Source organism: Leptolyngbya sp. AN10 (genome assembly GCF_050565645.1).
Taxonomy (GTDB): Bacteria; Cyanobacteriota; Cyanobacteriia; order Leptolyngbyales; family Leptolyngbyaceae; genus Leptolyngbya.
This window is the reverse complement of sequence record NZ_JBNXVP010000014.1, coordinates 71751-87617: the sequence shown is the minus strand read 5'-3', so window position 1 is coordinate 87617 and position 15867 is coordinate 71751. Positions and strand designations below refer to the sequence as shown.

At 48.0% G+C, this 15867-nt stretch carries 13 protein-coding genes; 6 read left to right on the top strand and 7 right to left on the bottom strand.

Translation table 11 applies throughout. The annotated features are described in order from the left end of the window. The first annotated feature begins 1 nt into the window (after position 1). Positions 2–1696 carry a ShlB/FhaC/HecB family hemolysin secretion/activation protein gene (locus ACQ4M5_RS20120; protein ID WP_430677458.1) on the top strand — a complete coding sequence of 565 codons (1695 nt, stop codon included), beginning with the start codon at positions 2–4 and terminating at the stop codon, positions 1694–1696. Between the two features lie 67 nt (positions 1697–1763). Here the strand turns inward: ACQ4M5_RS20120 and ACQ4M5_RS20115 are convergent, their stop codons facing one another. Next, entirely contained in the window at positions 1764–3452 is a 1689-nt protein-coding gene (locus tag ACQ4M5_RS20115) for an ABC1 kinase family protein (RefSeq protein ID WP_430677457.1), read from the bottom strand. A gap of 119 nt (positions 3453–3571) precedes the next feature. Then, on the bottom strand, positions 3572–5629 hold the full coding sequence (locus tag ACQ4M5_RS20110) for a GAF domain-containing sensor histidine kinase (RefSeq protein ID WP_430677456.1): 2058 nt from the start codon (positions 5627–5629) through the stop codon (positions 3572–3574). Positions 5630–5987: 358 nt separating this feature from the next. On the opposite strand from ACQ4M5_RS20110, the gene ACQ4M5_RS20105 reads away from it, so the two are divergent. Together ACQ4M5_RS20105 and ACQ4M5_RS20100 are read left to right on the top strand one after the other, a co-directional pair. Then, complete coding sequence (locus ACQ4M5_RS20105; protein WP_430677455.1) at positions 5988–7673, top strand: ATP-binding protein; 1686 nt, start codon at positions 5988–5990, stop codon at positions 7671–7673. Next, positions 7674–7919 (top strand): hypothetical protein, encoded by a 246-nt coding sequence (locus tag ACQ4M5_RS20100; RefSeq protein WP_430677454.1) that lies wholly within the window; start codon positions 7674–7676, stop codon positions 7917–7919. Here ACQ4M5_RS20100 and ACQ4M5_RS20095 read toward each other — a convergent pair. Together ACQ4M5_RS20095 and ACQ4M5_RS20090 are read right to left on the bottom strand one after the other, a co-directional pair. Then, positions 7889–8728 carry a hypothetical protein gene (locus ACQ4M5_RS20095; RefSeq protein WP_430677453.1) on the bottom strand — a complete coding sequence of 280 codons (840 nt, stop codon included), beginning with the start codon at positions 8726–8728 and terminating at the stop codon, positions 7889–7891. The genes ACQ4M5_RS20100 and ACQ4M5_RS20095 overlap by 31 nt on opposite strands. A gap of 140 nt (positions 8729–8868) precedes the next feature. Then, positions 8869–9609: a histidine phosphatase family protein gene (locus ACQ4M5_RS20090; RefSeq protein WP_430677452.1), complete on the bottom strand. Its 741-nt coding sequence runs from the start codon at positions 9607–9609 to the stop codon at positions 8869–8871. 112 nt (positions 9610–9721) lie between these two features. Between ACQ4M5_RS20090 and ACQ4M5_RS20085 the strand changes: the two genes are divergently transcribed. Then, the gene (locus tag ACQ4M5_RS20085; RefSeq protein WP_430677451.1) at positions 9722–10060 is read left to right on the top strand and encodes an NAD(P)H-quinone oxidoreductase subunit M; all 339 of its coding nucleotides are present in this window, start codon (positions 9722–9724) and stop codon (positions 10058–10060) included. Positions 10061–10506: 446 nt separating this feature from the next. On the opposite strand, the gene purF is transcribed toward ACQ4M5_RS20085, so the two are convergent. The 3 genes from purF to ACQ4M5_RS20070 all read right to left on the bottom strand — a co-directional run bounded on the left by purF (position 10507) and on the right by ACQ4M5_RS20070 (position 15302). Then, positions 10507–11985, bottom strand: a complete 1479-nt coding sequence (purF, locus tag ACQ4M5_RS20080) for an amidophosphoribosyltransferase (protein ID WP_430677450.1) — start codon at positions 11983–11985, stop codon at positions 10507–10509. Positions 11986–12074: 89 nt separating this feature from the next. Then, positions 12075–14405 (bottom strand): phosphoribosylformylglycinamidine synthase subunit PurL, encoded by a 2331-nt coding sequence (gene purL / locus ACQ4M5_RS20075; protein WP_430677449.1) that lies wholly within the window; start codon positions 14403–14405, stop codon positions 12075–12077. Positions 14406–14504: 99 nt separating this feature from the next. Beyond that, a complete protein-coding gene (locus ACQ4M5_RS20070) occupies positions 14505–15302 on the bottom strand; it encodes a hypothetical protein (protein WP_430677448.1) in 798 nt (265 codons plus the stop codon). A 135-nt stretch (positions 15303–15437) separates the two neighbouring features. Between ACQ4M5_RS20070 and ACQ4M5_RS20065 the strand changes: the two genes are divergently transcribed. Both ACQ4M5_RS20065 and ACQ4M5_RS20060 read left to right on the top strand, forming a co-directional pair. Further along, positions 15438–15647 carry a hypothetical protein gene (locus ACQ4M5_RS20065; RefSeq protein WP_430677447.1) on the top strand — a complete coding sequence of 70 codons (210 nt, stop codon included), beginning with the start codon at positions 15438–15440 and terminating at the stop codon, positions 15645–15647. After that, positions 15640–15861: a DUF2949 domain-containing protein gene (locus ACQ4M5_RS20060; RefSeq protein WP_430677446.1), complete on the top strand. Its 222-nt coding sequence runs from the start codon at positions 15640–15642 to the stop codon at positions 15859–15861. The genes ACQ4M5_RS20065 and ACQ4M5_RS20060 overlap by 8 nt, the downstream gene beginning before the upstream one ends. The last annotated feature ends 6 nt before the right edge of the window (positions 15862–15867 follow it).

Below are 15867 nucleotides of genomic sequence, written 5' to 3'. Positions count from 1 at the left end.
TATGTCTTCCAAAACCCCCTGGACGCTTGGCTTACTCGCACTTGCTGGTATTGGTCTTCAAACTCCCGCTTTCGCCAATCCTGCCGCAGTTGGTAAATTCACGGGCGATCTATCTTTAGAACCACTCAAACTCAAAGATACCGAACCAAAATCTCCTGAACTCTCAACGCTCCCGGCTCCCAAGCTACCAGAGACAACAGAAGTAGCAACCGGAACGTTTCGCGTCGATCGCTTTGAAATCGAAGGCAGTACCCGCTTCAAGCCCGAAGATTTCAAAACGGCTACGGCTCCTTATGTGGGTAAAGATCTCACGTTTGCTCAATTGCTCGAAGCGCGATCGGCAATTACAAAACTCTATATCGATCAAGGCTACACCACCACGGGCGCAATGATTTCGCCCCAAACGATCGAGGATGGAGTGGTCAAAGTTCAAGTCGTGGAAGGAACACTTGAAGACATTAAAGTGACCGGAAACCATCGTCTGAATCCGAAGTACATTCGCGATCGCATCAAACTCGGAGTGGGAACGCCGCTTAATGTTTCCCGACTGCTCGAAAATCTCCAGCAACTCCGCCTCGATCCACGAATTAGCAATGTTTCTGCGGATCTGCAATCAGGAGTTCGTCCCGGCACAAACTTGCTCCAAGTTGATGTTCGAGAAGCGGATACTTTCAGCATTGGAACCTCATTCGATAATGGTCGATCGCCCAGTGTGGGAAGCTTCCGTCGCAAACTCGAACTTAGAGAAGGCAACTTATTCGGTTTCGGAGATGCTTTGACTGTTGCCTACTCGAATACCAGAGGCAGTAACACGATCGATTTAAACTACACCGTTCCCATCAATGCCAGAAATGGTGCAGCCTGGTTGAGCTATGGTTCCGGTCGCAACAATGTGATCGAAGAACCGTTTACCGTGTTGGATATTCAATCTCGATCGCGTTATTACGAACTCGGATTTCGCCAACCCTTGATTCAGCGCACTTCAACTGATTTCGCGATCGGCTTCCTCTTCTCTCGTCAAGAAAGCCAAACCGCACTCGGACTCGATAACATTGGTGGCTTCCCGCTGTCTCCGGGAGCGGATTCAGAAGGACGCACCAGAGTTTCTGCTTTACGCTTTTTCCAGGAATATACTCAGCGCAGTACGCAGCACGTTTTCGCTTTACGATCGCAGTTCAGCCTTGGTGTGAATTGGCTAAATGCAACCGTGAACGAAAACGCTCCAGACAGCCGCTTTTTCTCATGGCGCGGTCAAGCACAATGGCTTCGTCAAGTCGCTCCCGAAACCGTCTTCCTAGTTCGTGGCGATGTTCAACTCTCAGGCGATTCGATGGTTCCGCTTGAACAATTCGGACTCGGTGGACAGGTGACAGTGCGCGGATTTCGACAAGATGCTTTGTTAACCGATAGTGGCGCTTTGATGTCGGCTGAATTTCGCTTTCCCATTGTACGATCGCGCAATCTCGGAACGTTCCAACTCGCACCCTTCATCGATGTGGGAACTGGATGGAACATTGGCAGCGATACCCCAAGCTCGAATACATTAGTCGGTGCAGGATTGGGACTAATTTGGAGACAGAGCGATCGCGTTTCAGTTCGACTCGATTGGGGACTGCCGCTCACTTCCACCAGTGGCGAAAAGAGATCGCTGCAAGAACGCGGACTCTATTTCTCGGTGAACTATACGCCGTTCTAATAGCTCGATCGCGCAAATTTAGAGAGATCTTATCCTCTTACGCGATTTCTGTTCTTTAATTGCAGATTTATGAATCGATCATCCGATCGACTCGATCGCGCCACATCAATCGAATCAGCGATCGGATCAAAAACAAACCTGTAACTGCCGCGATCGTAAACGCAAACACCGCACCGCCGCTAATCTGACCGACTAATAAAATTGCTCCAGTCAGTGCGGCAAATCCTGAAATGCAAGCATACAACAAAGCTCTAACTGAAAGATTCAAAGTTTTGAGAGCGCGATTGTGCTCGATCGAGTTCACCTGAATCTTCAACTCGCCCTGTTCGAGCCGCGTTTCCAATCGCTCGATCGCGCTCTGGGTTGGATTCGGCTTATTCAATCGATACGCCAAATAATCCTTCGCCTGACGTGCGAGTTCTCCGACTCCGCTCCCTTGACGAGCGGGAATCGTGGCGAGATTTTTCACGAACGGTTTCGCGGCTGACAGTAAGTTGTATTGCGGATCAAGGTCACGCGCTACCCCGTCCAAAGTTGTCAACGCCTTAATAATGAACGTCATCTTGGCAGGCAACCGGAACGGCTGTTGTTCAAACACTGAATAGAGTTCGTTTCGCAGACTTTTGAAGGCTTGCAACTCGACAGGCTTATCCGCAAAGCGATCGACTAACACATTCACAATCCGCTTCACCGGAGTCATGTCTGCCATCGGCTCGACCAAGCCCATATCGACTAGCGTACTGACAACTTGATCCGTGTCCTTCTTCAGAACTGCGAAAAAGGTCTGCACCATCTGATTTCGATTGATCGGCTGCACCTCTGCCATCATGCCGAAATCGTAGAAAATCAGCTTGCCATCGTGACTGACTGCCATATTGCCGGGATGCGGATCAGCTTGAAAAAATCCGTCTTGTAGCAATTGTTTTAGATAGGCGCAAATTCCCAGATGGTTGATCTCACGAGGATCGATCCCGATCGCAAGTAAACTTTGTCGATCGTTGACCTTAATCCCCGGCACATATTCCATCGTTAATACGCGCCGCGTCGTGTACTTCGGATAAATCTTTGGAACCACAATGCGATCGTGATCCGCGAAATTGTGTCGAAAGCGATCGGCATTCATTGCTTCTTGAACATAGTCGATTTCACGACCAAGAATTTCTGAAAATTCTCCGTGAATCTCCTCAAGGTTGTAATGTCGTGCAACCGGCACAATGCGATCGATCCAGCGGACAAGCCGCCCGATAATCTGGAAATCCATTGCAAACAATTGATCAAGCCCCGGACGCTGAACTTTGACGACCACTTCTTCGCCTGTGTGGAGTCTCGCTCGGTGGACTTGCCCTAAACTGGCAGCCGCGATCGGAGTGCGATCGAACTCCTGATACAGAAAATGAAGCGGATATCCAAGCTCGGATTCAATAATCGCAACGGCTTGATTCGAGTCGAATTCAGGAACGCGGTCTTGAAGTTGTCCCAGCGCCTTGACGTATTCCAGCGGCAGCAAATCCGCCCGTGTCGAAAGCGATTGTCCAATTTTGATAAACGTAGGTCCTAAGTCCAGGAGCGTCCCTACCAACCATTGAGCGCGTCGATTGCGGTGATGAGCAGATTTCCCAGAAACTTGCCGATCCCACCAGAGATAAAACGTCAATTTTGCAGCCGACACGGAAATATCCACTTGTCGCGCCAGTGGAGAAGAAATTTGCCGTTGCCAGCGTAGAGATTGAGTGGGAGGGACAGCAGCTTGTAACATAACTTCAGATATTATACCCAGTCTCATCCCTTATAAGGTGAGCAGCACAGCACACTTTCAGAAAATGCTGAAACCTTAATTCGCCTTCAACAAACTCTAGTCAGGATTGTAACGGAAAGCTACGCCCCCATGATTTCTAAATTCTGGGGCAATGTCACGGTAAAGCAAGTTTCGTAGGATTGAGAATCTGAAGTTGCGACACTCGTTGCCTCGATCGTGCCATTTAAGTGTTGGACTAAACTCTTGACCAGCGCTAATCCTAATCCTGTTCCTGGAACTGCATTTTGGGTCATGCCCTGACAACGCCGGAATTTCTCGAAGATGTGCGGCAGTTCTTCTGCCGATATTGCCGAACCAATATTCGACAATGCCAGCTTGATTTGTTGTCCAGGTTGTACTGTGACCTGAAGATGAACCGTGCTGTTTGGATCAGCGTATTTGCCTGCATTCGTTAGTAATTCCAGCAAAATGCGATTGAAACTGTCGCGATCGGTATTAAACACAGGCGATCGATCCGGCAACTTCAGATCGAGTGCGAGTCCTTTCGATGCCCACCGTTGACTGAAAGATTGTGAAACATCGCCGATCGCTTGTTTCAAATCGACTTTCTCAAGCTGGAATGCGACCTGTTTGGTTTCTAATTCCTGAAGTGCCAGCAAATCATTGATCAAGCTGGTTTCTTGAGCGCACTGCTGCTCCAGAATATTCAAATATTGCTGACGACGATCGGGAGTGAGATTGGCTTCTCGCAACATTCGGATTGCTAACATCATGCTAGTCAGCGGTGTCCGGAGTTCGTGACTCAGCGTACTGAGGAACTCATCCATACGCTGATTCATTTCCCGCAGTTTCTCGATTTGTTTACGGGTGATCTCGTACAGCTTGGCTTGCAGTTCTAAACTTTGTTGCAGTTGTGCGGTTCGTTCTTCAACCAGCGATTCGACTTGGCGCAGCGTTTCAGTTTGGATAATTGCTGCACTAATCTGAGCGCTCAATAATTCCACTAGCTCGATTTCTTCCGGTTGCCATTGGCGCGATCGACTTTGCTGCACTGCGATAAACCCCAGCAGTCGGTTCTTACTCTCCAATGGAACGAGCATGAGAGCAGGCATGTTCTGGGAATCAAAAATCGGAGCGATGACTGTTTCTTCTGGAAGCTCGGTCAAATCGTCGAATACAAACGATTTAGCGGTGCTACGAACCGCGATTTGGCAAACTCCACAGTCCGCCACCCAAAACGATTGGCTCAAAGACACTTCTGGATCTGGATCAATGGGATGCTGTCTCCATTCGCTATCAACCATCATCCGAACTCTTGGAATCCGATCGTCATTTGATCGAATACTTTGGCGCGGGTCCCAGAACTTCGCTCTCAAGACAAAGGCTTGATCAATCTCTAGCGATTGCGCCAATCCTTCTAGCGCCAAGAGTTGAACTTGCGGCACCTCCAGAGAATTCTGAATTGCCATCGTCACTTCTCGGATCAACCTTTGATATTGAGCCTGCTTCGCGACTTTTTGCTGGAGCGAAATTTGGGAAATCGCGATCGTAATGTGATCGACCACATGAGTCAGCGTATCGATTTCGAGATCCGTCCAGCGCTGCGGCTGAGTGCATATCAAACTTACAACGCCGTTCGGTTGACCTTGAAATAGAGTCGGCAGACTTAGGACTGCTCGAATCGGTAATGCTTTGGATGCGTAAGTAATTTCGCTGACGGTGAGATCAGAGGCAATTAATTTACCGTGATTTAGCGTTTCCGCTTCAACGATCGCATAACTCGATAAAATTTCCTTCTGCTGAGTTCCACTAAGGTGCGACTTTGAAAACCAAGCTGTTTGGGAACTGCCAGAGACAGACGGAACCGAAATCACACAAGCTTGAACCCCATACGCCTCACCTAATAGAGCGGCTACCTCCGGCAAAATTGCATCGGGGCGTGTGGCTCGACTGAGCGCTTGGGCAATCTTGCGTCCGATCGTGGCTTCGACGTTGGCTAACGGCGATGAAAAGGCATTAGGATGCGGCACTGGATCAAGTGAATGAGTAGACAGTGAAGCAAGCCGATCCGACTCTAGGCGAATTACTTCTTCTCTTGTAGTGTTGACAACATCCATGACTCGCCCCACAACTTCCTGCGACTCTATTGATCTCGATCGCGAAATTTTTGCTTGCATCCTGTGATATGCCTGCCCGTGTCACTTTAGGGGAGTTCCCTTCACAAAGCTCCAGTCACTCAGTAAGGGGAGCAGCGTAGCGCTGTATCGAAAAGAGAATCGGTAATGTTTTACCAATACTGCATTCCATTTGCTGCAATTAATTACACCGTTAGTCCAAGATTACCGTCTGAATGCGTACAAGGTATCCGTAAATTCCCTCGATCACAAGTCCCAGATCATTAATTTCTCAAATTTTTACGATCGAGGAAATGAAGATCGAATGAAGCAAAAGTTCGATAAATTAAGTCAGATCGCTTGACCTTCTCGCTTTTAATAGTACACTTGAACGAAATTCCTCCTGGATTTCTCCCCTCTTATGAGCCTAAAGCCTGCTTCAAACCCGACGAGCGTTGTGGGTACGGTGAAAGGACCTGGTGAAAACGGCAATCAATACGTTTTCATCACGTCTGACAATCGGTATGTCCGCATTGGTGAATATGTCTACTACGAGGTGCAAGAGGCGGGCGTTCTCCGTAAAATCCTGGGGAAAATTTCCGATCGACGCTTGATCGATCACTTACCCGATCGTATTTTTGCGGATACGGAGATCAGCCCAGAAGCGATCGCGGCTTTAGTCGGTTTTACTTACGACAATCCAGAAATTTATGAGGTGAGTGTCGATGTGATCGGATATTTCGAGCCGTCACTCGGTTTTATGAATCCTCGGAAAAGTCCCAATCCGGGCGCAAAGGTGATTTTGGCAAGTGATGAGATGCTACAAAGTATTCTCAATCGTCGTCAGCCTCAAGAAATCGGTTCAGCGCATATTGGATCACTGTTGCTGCGGGAGATGGGAGCAGTTCCGATCGCGCTTGATGTGAAGGAGCTTGTAAGTACACACATGGCGATTTTGGCGGGAACGGGTTCAGGAAAGTCCTACACCGCAGGGGTTTTAATCGAGGAGCTTTTGTTGCCGCACAATCGAGCCGCAGTTCTGATTTTTGACCCACATGGAGAATATGGAACTCTATCTGAAATGCGTGGACATCCCGCGTTTGCTGCACCGGATGGATATTCGCCAAAAGTGAAAGTACTAACTCCGGATGACGTGAGAATTCGAGTGTCCTCGCTGGATTATTACGATATTTTGGCGTTGCTGCCGGAAATGAGCGATCGACAACAAGCGATGCTTAGTAAAGCGTTCCGGATTCTTCAGAGTCACCGAAAAGGCGATTATCGCTGGGGAATTCAGGATTTGATTGCGGCAGTGCGGGAAGCGGATGTCCAAGTCGATGATGACGGGAATGAACGACAGGGCTCATCGGCTCCAGCATTGGAATGGAAATTAGAGAAAATTGATCGATCGCACTATTTCCACAACTTAGAACACACGGTTAGTCCGAAGGAACTATTTCAGCCTGGACAAGTGACAGTGCTTCAGATGAACGAGATTAGTCAGGAAGAACAGCAAGTCATTTGTGCAGCGGTTCTAAGGCAAGTAAATCAGGCTCGGATGAGTACTCAGAAAGAACTGATTTCGCCACAGGATGAGAATTATTTGCCTTACCCCGTGTTTATCCTGATTGAAGAGGCGCACCGTTTCGCACCCGCACATGAGCCTTCTCGCTGTAAGTCGGTTTTGCGGACGATTTTGAGTGAAGGGCGAAAATTTGGTTTAGGTGTGGGATTGATTACACAACGTCCTGGAAAGCTGGATGCGGATGTTCTGTCTCAGTGTATGAGTCAGTTTCTCATGCGAATCGTGAATCCGGTGGATCAAGAAAGTTTGAAATACGGAGTGGAAGCGGCGGGACGAGATTTGCTGAAGGAATTACCCGCATTGACGAAGGGGCAAATTATTATTTCTGGCGCGTGTGTGAATACGCCTGTGTTGTGTAAGGTTCGCCAGCGATTGACGAAACATGGTGGAGAAACGTTGGATGCTCCGGCAATGTGGCAGAAACATTTTGAGAGTCATCGTGTTCAGGAGCGCAAAATTGATCTTGCACCTGTCGCGGTTCCACGTCGATCGCAGACGGTTCGCGGTCGTAGCATTGATTAGTTGATCGTAGATCAACACGTCCAGCGATCGCAGTGTCAATTAGGAGGTTGGTCGATCGCGGAATTGCCCTGGCGAATCGAATTCGCGGCACTACATATCTGTCTGCCAAAGGCAGAACAAACGAAGTCCGCGTCAGGCGGACTGCTAATCAAAACGATCGTTTTGACAAATTTTGTTTGTATCTCTGAGATTTTGATTGCTAAAAAATTGACGAATTATTTTACGTTCTTCAATGCAATCTCTTGATTCTTGCGATAGGCAACAGTGCGATTTTTTGCCACATCTGCGCGAGAATGGCTGTTAGGCACTTCAGACATCAAGCGCGATGCAGTGCCCCACATAGCCGCGACTTCCTGCCATTGAGCGGGAGTTTTTGCAGCTTTACTAGCTTTTGCTGCCCGTTCTGCAACTCGAACCGCTGTGGCAAACGAATCGCCATCTTGCTTGATTGTTTCTTTCCACTGCGGTTGAGTGGTCTTGGCTTCGGGTTGATTTTGTTCACCTGCAAAGAGCTTACCTTGATTCCAGGCGTACACTCCCCAACCAGCGGCAAGCACTGCGGCACTGATAACTACGCCACCCAAAATGCCTTTGGTGAATTGACGTTTCTCGCGAACGGCTTGGGGGGAAAGCGTTTTAGGTAAATCGTCTCGATCGCTGAACGCTTCTTGCCAATCCTGAATCATACCTTTGATAAAATTCGGTCGTCTGAGCGAGATTTCCTGCGCCCAAAGCAGTTGACCGTCTGGATCGCGATTGATTTCCTCAAACCAAAGAAGCTGCTGTTCGCGCACGATTCGGCTGTTGATATTCACGCGGCGGATATTGCGCGGTGAAATCGATTCGAGAATTTTGCGGATGCGTTCGGTCAGAGAAGCTCGATCAAGTTGGTCGGGCGTTGCTGCTTCACAAAGAAGCTGAAGGACACCATTGGCAAAAATGGCGCGAGTTCTCACCCCGGAATCTGACAGCTTATCATTCAGAATTTGAATGATTGCCGCTACACTTCCTTGGTGAGCTTGTTTGTAGATATCGTTGACCGCATTCACAATCATGGGATTTATTGATTAGCTAACGAAAAACCCTGACTTGGAAGACACTAGGATACTATATCGCCTGTTGTGCTTTTAAGAGCAAGCATAACTTTCAAAAAAGCAGTTTTTCTGACAAAGCGATCGCGTTAATTGCGGATTTTCTAATGCAAATGGCGAAAATCATTGAATCTGCGAATTTGCCACAAGTCAGTATTAAATCGATTTTGATTTTGCAATTCCCAGCGCGATCGATCGATCCAAAACTCAAACATGGCGGTATTGTGGGCGCGTAATCGCCACGATCTATCACTTCCGAGTAATTCAGCGATTAAGTGTTGCAAAATCCAACTATGACTCACAATCCAAAGCTGATCCCCGTCTCGATGACGTTTCATAATGCGATCGATAAATTGACGTGAGCGATCGCGTGCATTGTTGAGGGTTTCAGCTTCAGGAATCGGTATCCAATCGGGAGAAGTTTCTAATTTTCGGCATAAATCTGGGTAACGAGATTGCGCTTCTGCCCAGGTTAATCCCTGAAAGATTCCGTTCTGAAATTCTTTTAATTCTTCGGCATATTCGATCGGGATTTTTCTCGGTGTGGGTTCATCTTCTGGCGAATTTTCTAATTCTGGATCGATCAAATCGCTCACCGCTGCGGGCAAATGCGGCTTCTGAAAATAAGACAGCAGAATTTCTGTCGTTTGGGCTGCTCGTTTTAGAGGACTTGAATAAACGTGAGACGGTCTCCATGATTCGGTTTTGAGATGTCTCGCCAGTCTTTCCGACTGTTGACGACCGAGCGGAGACAATTCGTAATCGCCGTGACCTTGCATTCGTTTTTCGATATTGCCGATCGATTGAGCGTGACGGATGAATAACAGCTTGAGAACTTTGGACATGGGAGGAAGTCAATGGAAAGGATTGAGAGATGGATTTCGTGCGATCGCGTGTTTTGGTGGAAACTGCATTTACAATTTCTATTAAGCAAGCTACGTGAATCCAGGTCTGTTTATGTTACTCAAATCTACGACTCGCCATATCCATATTTTTTCGGCGGAAGTGCAAGACAATGAGCTAGTGCCGAGTGATAAGGTGTTAACGCTCGATATCGATCCGGATAATGAGTTGGTCTGGAATCAAGATGCACTGCAAAAGGTATACAGCAAATTTGATGAGTTGGTTGAGTCTTATAGCGGTGAAGCGCTGACGGATTACAATTTGCGGCGAATTGGATCGGATCTGGAGCATCTTGTTCGATCGTTGCTCAACAAAGGTGAGATTTCTTACAATTTGGAGAGTCGGGTTTTGAATTATAGCTTGGGATTGCCGCAGGTGAAACCGGAATCGTAAGATTTAGAAGAGATGAAAAATGCCTCCGGCTTGAACTGAGCCGGAGGCATTTCTGTGTTTGGGTTTAGCCCGATTTTGGTAAAGTAAATTGCTTCGTTTGGAGCAGCTAATGCCCCCTAAATCCCCCAAATTTGGGGGACTTTGAACAAGAAAAATTACTCGAATTCTAGAGATTTTTTTCCTTCAACGTCCTCCAGAATGGTAGGGCTGATTCATTTTAGTCAGATGATTTTTTCTGCTCCGATTCAGCCTTTCTGCCCTCATCCCCAACCCTTCTCCCTTGGGGAGAAGGGAGCTAGAAATCTTGTTCCCTCTCCCTTGGGGAGAGGGCTAGGGTGAGGGCAGAAAAGACTTTCGCTAGAATGAATTAGCTCTCCAGAATGGGGGATTTAGGGGGCGAACCCAGAAGCATCTAATACCAGAAGAATTTACGAATTCGGGTTGTCTTACTTCGCGGTTTTTTCCAGCATTAATTTCGATCGCTTAATCGTTTCAGGAATTGCGATCGGATAATCTCCGGTAAAACACGCTGAACAGAATTCGCCTGGATTCTCTCTGGTTGCGTCTAACATACCTTCCCAACTGAGATATTGCAGCGAATCGACTTCGATTTGCTTGGCAATTTCCTCGATCGATTTGGTTGCCGCAATCAGATGATCCTGACTATCAGTATCAATGCCGTAGAAACAAGGATGCGTTACAGGAGGTGAGGAAATTCTCATGTGAACCTCGATCGCGCCTGCATCTCGAAGTGTTCTCACGATTTTGCGGCTCGTGGTTCCGCGCACGATCGAATCATCGACAATGATTACCCGCTTTCCAGCCAGCACGTCTTTCAGCGGATTCAGCTTCATCCGAATTCCCGCCTCTCGCATTCCTTGAGTCGGTTGAATGAAGGTGCGCCCAACATAGCGATTTTTGATCAAGCCTTCTGCATACGGAATACCAGAAGTTTGAGAAAACCCGATCGCTGCTGGAATTCCTGAATCTGGAACTGCGATCACGATATCGGCATCAATGGTCGATTCTTTCGCCAACTGCCGTCCGATTCGCAGTCGATAGCTGTAAAGCGTTTCATCGTGCATCAAGCTATCTGGACGTGCGAAGTAGATCATTTCAAAGATGCACAATTTTCGAGCGGGTTGCTCTGCCCAGAAAATCGACTGCACACCCTCTTCGGTGATCCAAACCATTTCGCCCGGTTGAATGTCCCGAACGTAATCGGCTCCAATGATATCCAATGCACAAGTTTCTGAGGCTAAAACATATCTAAGCGGCGTATTGTGAGATTCTTGCGCCAAAGTTCCAAGAACGAGCGGACGAACACCGTTTGGATCGCGGGTTCCGATCATTCCGTCTGGAGTGCCGATCGCTAAACTAAACGCTCCCTGACATCGCTTAAACGCATTGATCGATCCCTGAATCCAATCATTGCCGTGATTTACTTCTTCTGCGATCGCTAATGCAATTGCTTCTGAATCCGTTGTCGTGACGAAATCATGATTCGTTTCGGCTAACGCTTCCCGGAGTTCTTTCGTATTCACCAAGTTTCCGTTATGTGCTAGCGCCAGCGTTCCTAAACGTGATTTTGCCAATGCAGGCTGAGCGTTGACGACGCGACTTGATCCCGTTGTCGAATAGCGAGTATGCCCGATCGCTAAATCTCCGGGCATCTCCTTCAACTTTCCTTCGGTAAATACTTGAGTCACCAAGCCCATTTCCTTGTGAAGATGAATCTGATCTCCTTCAAAGGTTGCGATTCCAGCGGACTCTTGACCACGATGCTGCAAGGCGAACAATCCGAAATAAGCTAGATTCGCCACAGATTCACCTGGCGCGTAAACCCCAAACACCCCACAAGCTTCTTCTGGTTTATCAGGACGATGCTCAACAGGATCTACAGAAAACCGATCGTCAGGTAGCATAGGCTTGGTTTTGCGTAATTAGACAGCAATCAGAACGTTGAAGAACACAAGGGTCTTAACATTTCCTTAATATCGCACACAACGGAGAGCTATTCGGTTAGCCCTTTCTCGATCGCACTCGACCAACCCGCGTATAACTCTGCGATCGTAGCGTTGATAATCGGTTTTTGGGCGATCGAAATCTGCAATGATCCTCCGCCAACAATCCCAATTTTTTGCCACTGATTGCCGAGTTCCGAAGTTAAGACAGCTTCAAATTCTGCGGCAGATTCAGGCTTGACGGAAACAATGATTCTCGCGCCACCTTCTGCAAAGAGGACTTGATCCAGTCGAGCAGAAGTCTCAGAGATTTGAATGTCTGCACCAAGTTGATGTCCGAAACAACATTCGGAAAGCGCGATCGCGGTTCCTCCTTCTGCACAGTCATGCGCCGATTGGATCAAACCGCTACGAATGTTCGATCGAACTACAGATTGAACTTTTTTCTCTAGATCGAAATCGATGGTTGGGGGCTTTCCTGCGATCGTCTGATGCACTGTTGCGAGATATTCAGAAGCTCCTAAACTGAGCGATTCTGAAAGCTTCACTCCAAGCAGATAAATCACGTCACCGCTTTGTTTCCAGCTTTGTCCAACAATACGATCGAGGTTTGGAATAAATCCAACCATGCCTACTACTGGAGTCGGATAGATCGGCTCTGGTTTACCTTCAGAATCTAAAGTCTCGTTGTATAGCGAAACGTTTCCGCCTGTTACTGGAGTGGAAAATTCTCGGCAAGCTTCGGACAATCCGCGACAGGCTTCGGACAGTTGCCAGTATCCGATCGGCTTTTCTGGACTACCGAAGTTTAAGTTATCCGTGATTGCGATCGGGTCTGCACCAACACAACTCAGATTCCGAGCCGCTTCTGCGACCGCAGCTTTCGCACCTTCGTAGGGATGGAGATAGACATAGCGCGGATTGCAATCGACGGTGGCTGCAACTCCTCTGTTTAATGTGGCTGGATCAGGAGTGACCGAAGCGCTTTGAGAATTGGCAAGCGGTCGAACTCGTACCACTGCGGCATCTGCACCACCAGGAAGTAACACCGTATTGTTTTGAACTTGGTGATCGTATTGGCGATAAATCCAACGTTTTGATGCGATCGTTGGAGCATTGAGTACAGTTGTCAGAACTTGATTCCAAGAGTGATTGTTAATTCCCTTTTCATCACAGTTTGGTAAGTTCTCATCTGTCCAAGACCAAGCCTTCTGAGCATATTCAGGAGGTTCGCTCAGTAACTCTCGATGATAGATCGGAGTGTTATCTGCCAGAGCCGTTGCGGGAATTTCAGCCGCGATCGCACCTTGAAACAGAATTCTAACGATCTCTTCTTCGATCACTTTCCCTGCAACAACCGCATGAAGTCCCCATTTCTCGAAAACATCAATCAGTTCTTGTTCGCGTCCCTTTTCTGCTACAAATAGCATTCGCTCTTGGGATTCTGAAAGTAAATACTCATACGGAACCATTCCCGTTTCTCGAACTGGGATCAAATCAAGATCAAGTTCGATTCCAACTCCGCCTTTTGCCGCCATTTCTGAAGTTGAACAAGTAATGCCTGCTGCGCCCATATCTTGAGCCGCGACGACTGCACCTGTTTTGAACGCTTCGAGGCAGGCTTCGATCAAGGACTTTTCTAAGAACGGATCACCCACTTGCACAGCGGGTCGATCGTCGATCGATTCATCACTCAGTTCCGCACTCGCAAAACTCGCACCGCCCATCCCATCTCGCCCAGTAGTCGATCCCACATACAGCACCGGATTTCCCAATCCTTTCGCGCCCGACTTCACAATCTCAGTCGTTTCCATCAATCCCAATGCCATCACATTGACTAAAGGATTGCCGGAATAAGCTCGATCAAAATACACTTCACCGCCAACCGTGGGAACCCCGACCGCGTTCCCGTAGTGTGAGATTCCAGCCACAACGCCATTTACAATTCTGCGAGTCCGGGCATCATCAAGCGTTCCAAATCTTAGCGAATTCAAAAGCGCGATCGGTCTTGCACCCATCGTGAAAATATCCCGCAGAATTCCGCCAACGCCTGTCGCTGCGCCTTGAAACGGCTCCACAGCAGACGGGTGATTGTGCGATTCGATCTTGAACGCCAACTGCAAACCATCACCGAGATCAACGACTCCAGCATTCTCACCGGGACCGACTAAAACGCGATCGCCTTCCGTCGGAAACTGCTTCAACAACGGTCGCGAATTCTTATAGCAGCAATGTTCCGACCACATCACGCCGAACATTCCCAATTCAGCCTGATTCGGATGGCGACCCAAGCGCCGCACAATCTCCTCGTACTCTTCAGGCTTAATCCCTTCAGAAGCAATTTCAGCAGCGGAGAATGGCGCAGATGACAGGACAGACATAAACTCTAGCCCGGATAGAACAGGTACTTATTCTATCGACAAAGTTCGCGATTTTTTGATCGATTTGCGAGACAGATTTTTTGTCCGCCTCGCATTGGATTACAGCCCCGTGACGCTCGCCCAGAAGTATTTCTTAAACGAGTTCATATCAGTCTGAATCGTTACCTGCTTCGACCAAGTGTAAACATCAAACTGGACTCGATCGCCATTCACCACGAACCCGCCCAACAACGTCACCCAATGACTCGGAAACGGAATCGGCGGATTATCTTGCAACAGTCCTTCAGCAGTAATCAGCAACATTGCAACGCCACCTGCTTGAATCGCCGCGATCGACTGATTCATCGCCTCCACATCATTGAACAAATACGCCTGATGATAATTCGTTCTCGAATAGCCCAAAAGCTCTCGAATCCAGCCTTTGATCTCCCAAGATTTCGTCATTCCCGCCAAGTTACGAATTAGATCAGGCGCATTCGGCTCTACTGGAAACAGCAGCGTTTCGGATTCGCGTAAAGTCGCCAACACCATCCAATCTGCTTGGCTCATTCGCAGATTACGATCGACATTTCCCCGCAGAGATTCATCTGCTCGAATCCATTGAGTTTTGCCTTGAAATCCGCCACTTTCAAATAAATTTCGGCAAATCTGCACATAGCGACTCGGTTGTTTACGAACCAGTTCAAATAAAACACTGGCAGGACCACAAAATGGTTGTCCTCCTTGATCAATTTGAAATGGATTGCTCACCCGCGATCGCAGTTCTGCAACGATCGTCGGTTTATCCAAACACGCCCAAACTCCCGCTGCGCTCGATTGTTCAAACGCATCGATCGCGCTCATTGCTGCTTGAACCAATCCAGTATCAGGCAAATACGAACTCACTACAGTCGTCATCGGATTTCCTCCTAAAAGCGTGATATCTATCACTCTCTAGGGAATAAAAAGTCACAGGACAAGCTTTAATTCTGTCACCGAAGTTTTCCGCCAAAGAGCCGATAGTAATATCACAGTGCCTTACTAGGATTCCCGATGAACGACTTGCCCCTCCCATCTGATCTACTCTCTGATTTGTTCGCAGAAGTCAGCAGCAGCGGCAAAATGACCGCTCAAGACTGCGAACAACTCAAACGAGTGCGACTCGAAAACCAGATCAGCGACGAAGAGAAACAAGCCATCGATCGCTTACTTTATGCTATTCGTCTTGGTCGAATCCAAGTGATTGAAGAGTCTCATGCCTGAACCGACCCGCTTAATCCAATTTCTTACGGATGAATTGAAGGTTTCATCCAACTCGATCGCATTGGCGCTTCAACAATGCGAACAGTCACCCAATTTACTCCCGATCGTTCTATGGCAGTATGGCTTGATTAACCTCACTGAGCTTGAACAAACCTTTGATTGGATGGCAGCCTCTACTTGTGTGATTAGCAACGTTCAATACCTCCATCCGTAGGTGTAA